5 protein-coding genes are annotated in these 6,000 nt (G+C 64.0%); 2 read left to right on the top strand and 3 right to left on the bottom strand.

Going from position 1 to position 6,000, the window contains the following annotated elements; all coding sequences use genetic code 11:
- Positions 1-48: 48 nt before the first annotated feature.
- Complete coding sequence (locus tag NKG95_RS24800) at positions 49-951, top strand: phosphotransferase (RefSeq protein ID WP_353042802.1); 903 nt, start codon at positions 49-51, stop codon at positions 949-951.
- Here NKG95_RS24800 and NKG95_RS24805 read toward each other — a convergent pair.
- From NKG95_RS24805 to ilvD, 3 genes are all read right to left on the bottom strand, one after another.
- Entirely contained in the window at positions 948-1,868 is a 921-nt protein-coding gene (locus NKG95_RS24805) for a DMT family transporter (protein WP_353042803.1), read from the bottom strand. The two genes, NKG95_RS24800 and NKG95_RS24805, sit on opposite strands and share 4 nt — an antisense overlap.
- Positions 1,869-1,982: 114 nt before the next feature.
- Positions 1,983-3,257 (bottom strand): amidohydrolase family protein, encoded by a 1,275-nt coding sequence (locus NKG95_RS24810; protein WP_353042804.1) that lies wholly within the window; start codon positions 3,255-3,257, stop codon positions 1,983-1,985.
- A 28-nt stretch (positions 3,258-3,285) separates the two neighbouring features.
- The gene (gene ilvD / locus NKG95_RS24815) at positions 3,286-5,130 is read right to left on the bottom strand and encodes a dihydroxy-acid dehydratase (protein ID WP_353042805.1); all 1,845 of its coding nucleotides are present in this window, start codon (positions 5,128-5,130) and stop codon (positions 3,286-3,288) included.
- A gap of 282 nt (positions 5,131-5,412) precedes the next feature.
- On the opposite strand from ilvD, the gene NKG95_RS24820 reads away from it, so the two are divergent.
- Entirely contained in the window at positions 5,413-5,886 is a 474-nt protein-coding gene (locus NKG95_RS24820) for a VOC family protein (protein WP_352591632.1), read from the top strand.
- Positions 5,887-6,000 lie beyond the last annotated feature (114 nt).

Below are 6,000 nucleotides of genomic sequence, written 5' to 3' on the forward strand. Positions count from 1 at the left end.
TGTGGAACCGTCGTCGCGACAATAAAGACTGGAAAAGGAGCGAAAGCCATGGCGGACGACCAGGCACGCGCGGCACTTGCGGCCATTCCGATGCTGGCCGGTTATGACGGCCCGCTGGAACGGCTCGGCGGCCTGACCAACCTCGTCTTCAGGGGTAAGGATTTCTGCCTGCGTATCCCCGGCAAGGGTACCGAGGAATACATCAACCGCGCCAACGAGGCAGTGGCGGCGCGGGAAGCGGCGAAGGCCGGCGTCAGCCCGGAAGTGCTGCATGTCGATGCCGAGACCGGCGTGCTGGTGACCCGCTTCATCGCCGGCGCCGAGACGATGTCGCCGGAAAAATTCAAGACCCGACCGGGCAGCCCGGCACGCGCCGGCAAGGCCTTTCGCAAACTGCACACATCCGGCGCGGTGTTCCCCTTCCGCTTCGAGCTGTTTGCGATGATCGACGATTATCTGAAAGTGCTGTCGACCAAGGACGTCGCCCTGCCTGCCGGCTACCACGATGTGGTCCGCGAAGCGGAAACCGTGCGCTCGGCACTTGCGGCTCATCCTCTGCCGATCGTCGCCTGCCACTGCGACCCGCTATGCGAAAACTTTCTCGATACCGGCGACAGGATGTGGATCGTCGATTGGGAATATTCCGGGATGAACGATCCGCTCTGGGACCTCGGCGACCTCAGCGTCGAAGGGCAATTCGACGCCGCGCAGGAGGAGGAGATGACGCTGGCCTATTTCGGCGGTGAGCCGACACCGGCGGAGCGCGGTCGCATCGTCATCTACAAGGCGATGTGCGACCTGTTGTGGACGCTGTGGGGCTTGATCCAGCTTGCCAACGGCAATCCGGTCGACGATTTCCGCGCCTACGCCGACGGCCGCTTCGCGCGCTGCAAGGCACTGATGGAGACGCCGGAATTTTCCCGGCATCTCGCGGCGGTGCGCCGGGGTTAATTCACACCCTTCGGCACGTTTTCGGGCGGCACCGTGTCGACCACCTTCTGGCGGTGGAAGATGAACAGGCCGGCCAGCACGACAACGGCCGAGCCGACCAGGATGCGTGGCCCAGGCACATCGCCGAAGAAGGCCAGGCCGAAGACCACTGCCCACAACAGCAGGCTGTAATGCAGCGGCGCCAAGGTCGAGGCAGGCGCAAGCTTCAATGCCCTGGTGATCATCAGATGCGCGCCGCAGGAGACAATGCCGAGAAGCAGCATGGCGCCGAAATCGAGCGAGGACGGCGTCTTCCAACTGCCGATGGTCAACGCAGCGCCGACCAGCAGCGTGCCGATGGTTTGCCAGGTGACCAGCGAGGTGTCGCTGGTGCCGCGCAGTCGCCGGTTGAGGATGATGGCGAAGGCAAAGGAAATGCTGCCGGCGAGCGCGAACATCGACGACAGCGAGAACGCGGCCGAAGACGGCTTCAGCATGATCAGCACGCCGCAGAAACCGACCAGGATAGCCGCCCAGCGGCGCCAGCCGACCCTTTCGCCAAGCAAGAAGTGCGACAGCGCCGCCACATAGATCGGCCCGGCCATGTAGAAGCTCATCACGTCGGCGAGCGGCAGATAGACGACCGCCGCGTAGAACAGCGCCGTGTCGAGCGTCGTCATCACCACGCGCAGCAGCTGCAGCTCCGGCCGCTCCATGCGAAACAGCTTGGCCGCACCCTGATGTGCAATCATCGGCCCGAGTATGAAAAAGGCGCCGATCGAGCGGATCAGCACGACCTGGCCGACGGAAAAACTGGCGACCAGCCACTTGCCCATCGCGTCGTTCAAGGCAAACAGGAAATCGCCGGCGAGCATCAGCAGGATGCCGGCCAGCAGCACGTTCCTGATCGTCGAGTTCTGGGCTGCGGGCTGCGCCATTCCGTTACCGGTTCCTCGCCGTGGCTACGGTGACCCGCGTCGTAGTCGCTAGCTGCGGCCGTGACGAGGCGAAAATCGAGAATTCGGTAAGACCAGCGCCGGAAATCGGCTGGTCTAAGCGTGGCGCCGATTCACGGTGCCCGGCCTTCCGGCGATCGAAAGCCGCGTGTCCTGCCGGCTCCGCTCGGCCACCACCTTGCCTTTGGCAATGACGCAGAGCCGCTCGGGGCGCAGGCGCAGCGCCTCGAGCGGGTTGCCGGCATCGAGAACGACCAGGCTGGCGCGCTTGCCGACGGCCAGGCCAAGGTGGTCGAGACCCATGATGGCGGCATTGACGTTGGTGACCATGTCGAAACAGCGCGCCATCTCGGCTGGGCTCGACATCTGCGCGACATGCAGGCCCATGAAGGCGACGTCGAGCATGTCTGCGGTGCCCAGCGAATACCAGGGGTCGAGCACGCAATCCTGGCCCCAGCCGACGCGGATCCCGTGCGCCAGCATTTCCTTGACCCGCGTCAGGCCGCGGCGCTTGGGAAAGGTGTCGTGGCGGCCCTGCAGCATGATGTTGATCAGCGGATTGGGGATCGCCGAAACGCCGGCCTCGGCAATCAGCGGCAGCAGCTTCGAGACGTAGTAATTATCCATCGAATGCATCGAGGTGAGGTGCGAGCCGGCCACTCTGCCCTGCAATCCAAGCCGCTGCGTCTCATAGGCAAGCTGCTCGACGTGGCGCGACAGCGGATCGTCGGTCTCGTCGCAATGCAGGTCGACCATCAGGCCGCGCTCGGCCGCGATCTCGCAGAGCTCGGTGACGGAGCGTTTGCCGTCGGCCATGGTGCGCTCGAAATGCGGGATGCCGCCGACGACATCGACGCCCATGTCGAGCGCGCGGGTGGTGTTGTCGCGCGCCGTCGGCGAGCGGTAAAACCCGTCCTGCGGGAAGGCGACCAATTGCAGGTCGATATACGGCGCAACCGTCTTCTTCACGTCGAGCAGCGCTTCCACCGCCAGCAGGCGATCGTCGCAGACATCGACATGGGTGCGGATGGCGAGCAGGCCCATCGACACCGCCCAGTCGCAATAGGCAAGCGCACGGTCGCGCACCGCCTCGTGGGTCAGAAGCGGCTTCAGCTCGCCCCACAGCGAAATGCCTTCGAGCAACGTGCCCGAGACATTGATGCGGGGAATGCCGAGCGAAAGCGTGGCGTCCATATGGAAATGCGGATCGACGAAAGGCGGGGAGACCAGATTGCCACGGGCATCGATTGCCGTGCCGGCGCTGACGTTGAGCTCAGGCTCGATCGCCGCGATCGTCTCGCCGACGATGCCGATATCGGCAATCCTGCCGTCGGGCAGCGTCCCGCCGCGCACCACAAGGTCGAAATCCATCTATCGCCACCTCGTTGAAGAATGATGCCTATTCCGGCACGTACCGCACCGCCCCCTTGGCAGCACTTGTCGCCATCGCCGCATAGGCGCGCAAGGCCGTCGTCACCTTGCGCTTGCGCTTTTCCTCGGGCTTCCAGGCAGCCGTTCCCTTGGCCTCCATCGCCGCGCGACGGGCGATGAGTTCCGCGTCGTCGACGGCCAGCCGGATGGTGCGGTTGGGGATATCGATCTCGATCGTGTCGCCTTCCATGACCAGCCCGATAAGCCCGCCTTCCGCCGCTTCCGGCGAGACGTGGCCGATCGACAGGCCGGAGGTGCCGCCGGAAAACCGGCCGTCGGTGATCAGTGCGCAGGCTTTGCCGAGACCCTTCGATTTGAGATAGCTGGTCGGATAGAGCATTTCCTGCATGCCGGGGCCGCCGCGTGGCCCTTCATAGCGGATGACGACGACATCGCCGGCCTTGACCTCGTTCGACAGGATCGCCTTGACGCTGGCGTCCTGGCTTTCGAACACTCTTGCCGGACCGGTGAATTTCAGGATCGATTCATCGACGCCGGCGGTCTTCACGATGCAGCCGTCGAATGCGAGATTGCCTTTCAGCACGGCGAGGCCGCCATCCCTTGAGAAAGGATGTTCGGCCGAGCGGATGACACCTTTCTCGCGGTCGAGATCGAGATCATCCCAGCGGCGGTCCTGGCTGAACGCGACTTGCGTCGGCACGCCGCCGGGTGCCGCCAGGAAGAAATCGCGGACATTCTGGCTGGTGGTGCGCGAGATATCCCAGTGGTCGAGCGCTTCGCCGAGGCTCGCGGTGTGCACCGTCGGCAGGTCGCGGTTGATCAGCCCGGCGCTATCCAGCTGGCCGAGGATCGCCATGATGCCGCCGGCGCGGTGGACATCCTCCATGTGGACGTCGGCCTTGGCCGGAGCCACCTTGCAAAGCACCGGTACCCGCCGCGACAGCCGGTCGATGTCCTCCATGGTGAAGTCGACCTCGCCCTCATGTGCTGCGGCAAGGATGTGCAGCACGGTGTTGGTCGAACCGCCCATGGCGATGTCGAGCGTCATGGCGTTCTCGAAGGCGCCCTTCGAGGCGATGCTGCGCGGCAGCGCGGTGTCGTCGTCCTGCTCGTAATAGCGCTGGGCGAGATCCACGATCAGATGGCCGGCCTCGACGAACAGGCGCTTGCGGTCGGCGTGCGTCGCCAACGTCGAGCCGTTGCCGGGTAGCGAGAGGCCGAGCGCCTCGGTCAGGCAGTTCATCGAATTGGCGGTGAACATGCCCGAGCACGAGCCGCAGGTCGGGCAGGCCGAGCGCTCGATGATCTTGACGTCCTCGTCGGAGATATTGTCGTCGGCGGCGGCGACCATGGCGTCGACCAGGTCGAGCGCCTGGCTCTTGCCGGCGAGCACCACCTTGCCGGCCTCCATCGGTCCGCCGGAGACGAAGACAGTCGGGATGTTGAGGCGCAGCGACGCCATCAGCATGCCCGGCGTGATCTTGTCGCAATTCGAGATGCAGACCATGGCGTCTGCGCAATGCGCGTTGACCATGTATTCGACGGAATCGGCGATCAATTCGCGCGACGGCAGCGAATACAGCATGCCGTCATGGCCCATGGCGATGCCGTCGTCGACGGCGATGGTGTTGAATTCTTTGGCGACGCCGCCGGCCTTCTCGATCTCGCGGGCAACCAGCTGGCCGAGGTCCTTGAGATGGACGTGGCCCGGCACGAACTGGGTGAAGGAATTGACCACGGCGATGATCGGCTTGCCGAAATCCGAATCCTTCATCCCGGTGGCGCGCCACAGGCCGCGGGCGCCGGCCATGTTGCGGCCATGGGTGGTGGTGCGGGAACGGTAGGCGGGCATTGAACTGTCCTTGCTGTCTGCGTCGCACCCAAAGGTGCGGAAAACCGGAATTGAGCCGCAGGCCTTATAGACGCCACGCTCTGGTCTGGCCACAATTTTGCGCTGCGCCAGGTAGCGGAACGAACGGCCAGCCAAAGACGCAGCCGGTCCAGACCGCAAAAAAGTCAGAGGTGCTGTCGGATCGTGTTTTGCTCGAGCGTCCTTGGGCAGACGGCAGGAGCGGGGCATCAATCACCAGCCGGCCGTTTCGAAAGCAAACAAACCAGCCCGAGGAGCAAGAGAATGCAAAAGATCACCACCTGCCTGTGGTTCGACGACCAGGCCGAGGAGGCCATGAACCACTACGTTTCCATCTTCAAGAATTCGAAGGTGCTGAGCGTGATGCGCTGGCCCAAGGGCAGCGGCGATCGTGAGGGCAAGGTGCTGATGGTCTCATTCGAGCTCGACGGCGTTCCGTTCCAGGCCCTCAACGGCGGCCCGCAATTCAAGTTCACCGAGGCGGTCTCGCTCTCCATCGACTGCAAGACGCAGGAAGAGGTCGACTATTTCTGGGACAGGCTCATCGCGGGCGGTGGCGAGCCCAGCCAGTGCAGCTGGCTGAAGGACAAATTCGGCCTCTCCTGGCAGGTCGTTCCCGAGCAGCTGCCCAAACTGCTGTTGGACCCCGACAGGGAAAAGGCCGGCCGCGTGATGCAGGCGATGATGCAGATGACCAAGATCGACGTCGCCAAGATCGAAGAGGCGGCCAAGGGGTGAACGAACGCGATCTTCCCTTCTCCCCCTGTGGACCTGTTGCGCAGTCATGAGCAAAAGCTTGCGGCGGCGGGGTTGCGGCGGTTGTTCGCTTGTTTGCGGGGATTTGACGTCTTG

Source organism: Mesorhizobium sp. M1423, from assembly GCF_040317575.1.
Classification (GTDB): Bacteria; Pseudomonadota; Alphaproteobacteria; order Rhizobiales; family Rhizobiaceae; genus Mesorhizobium.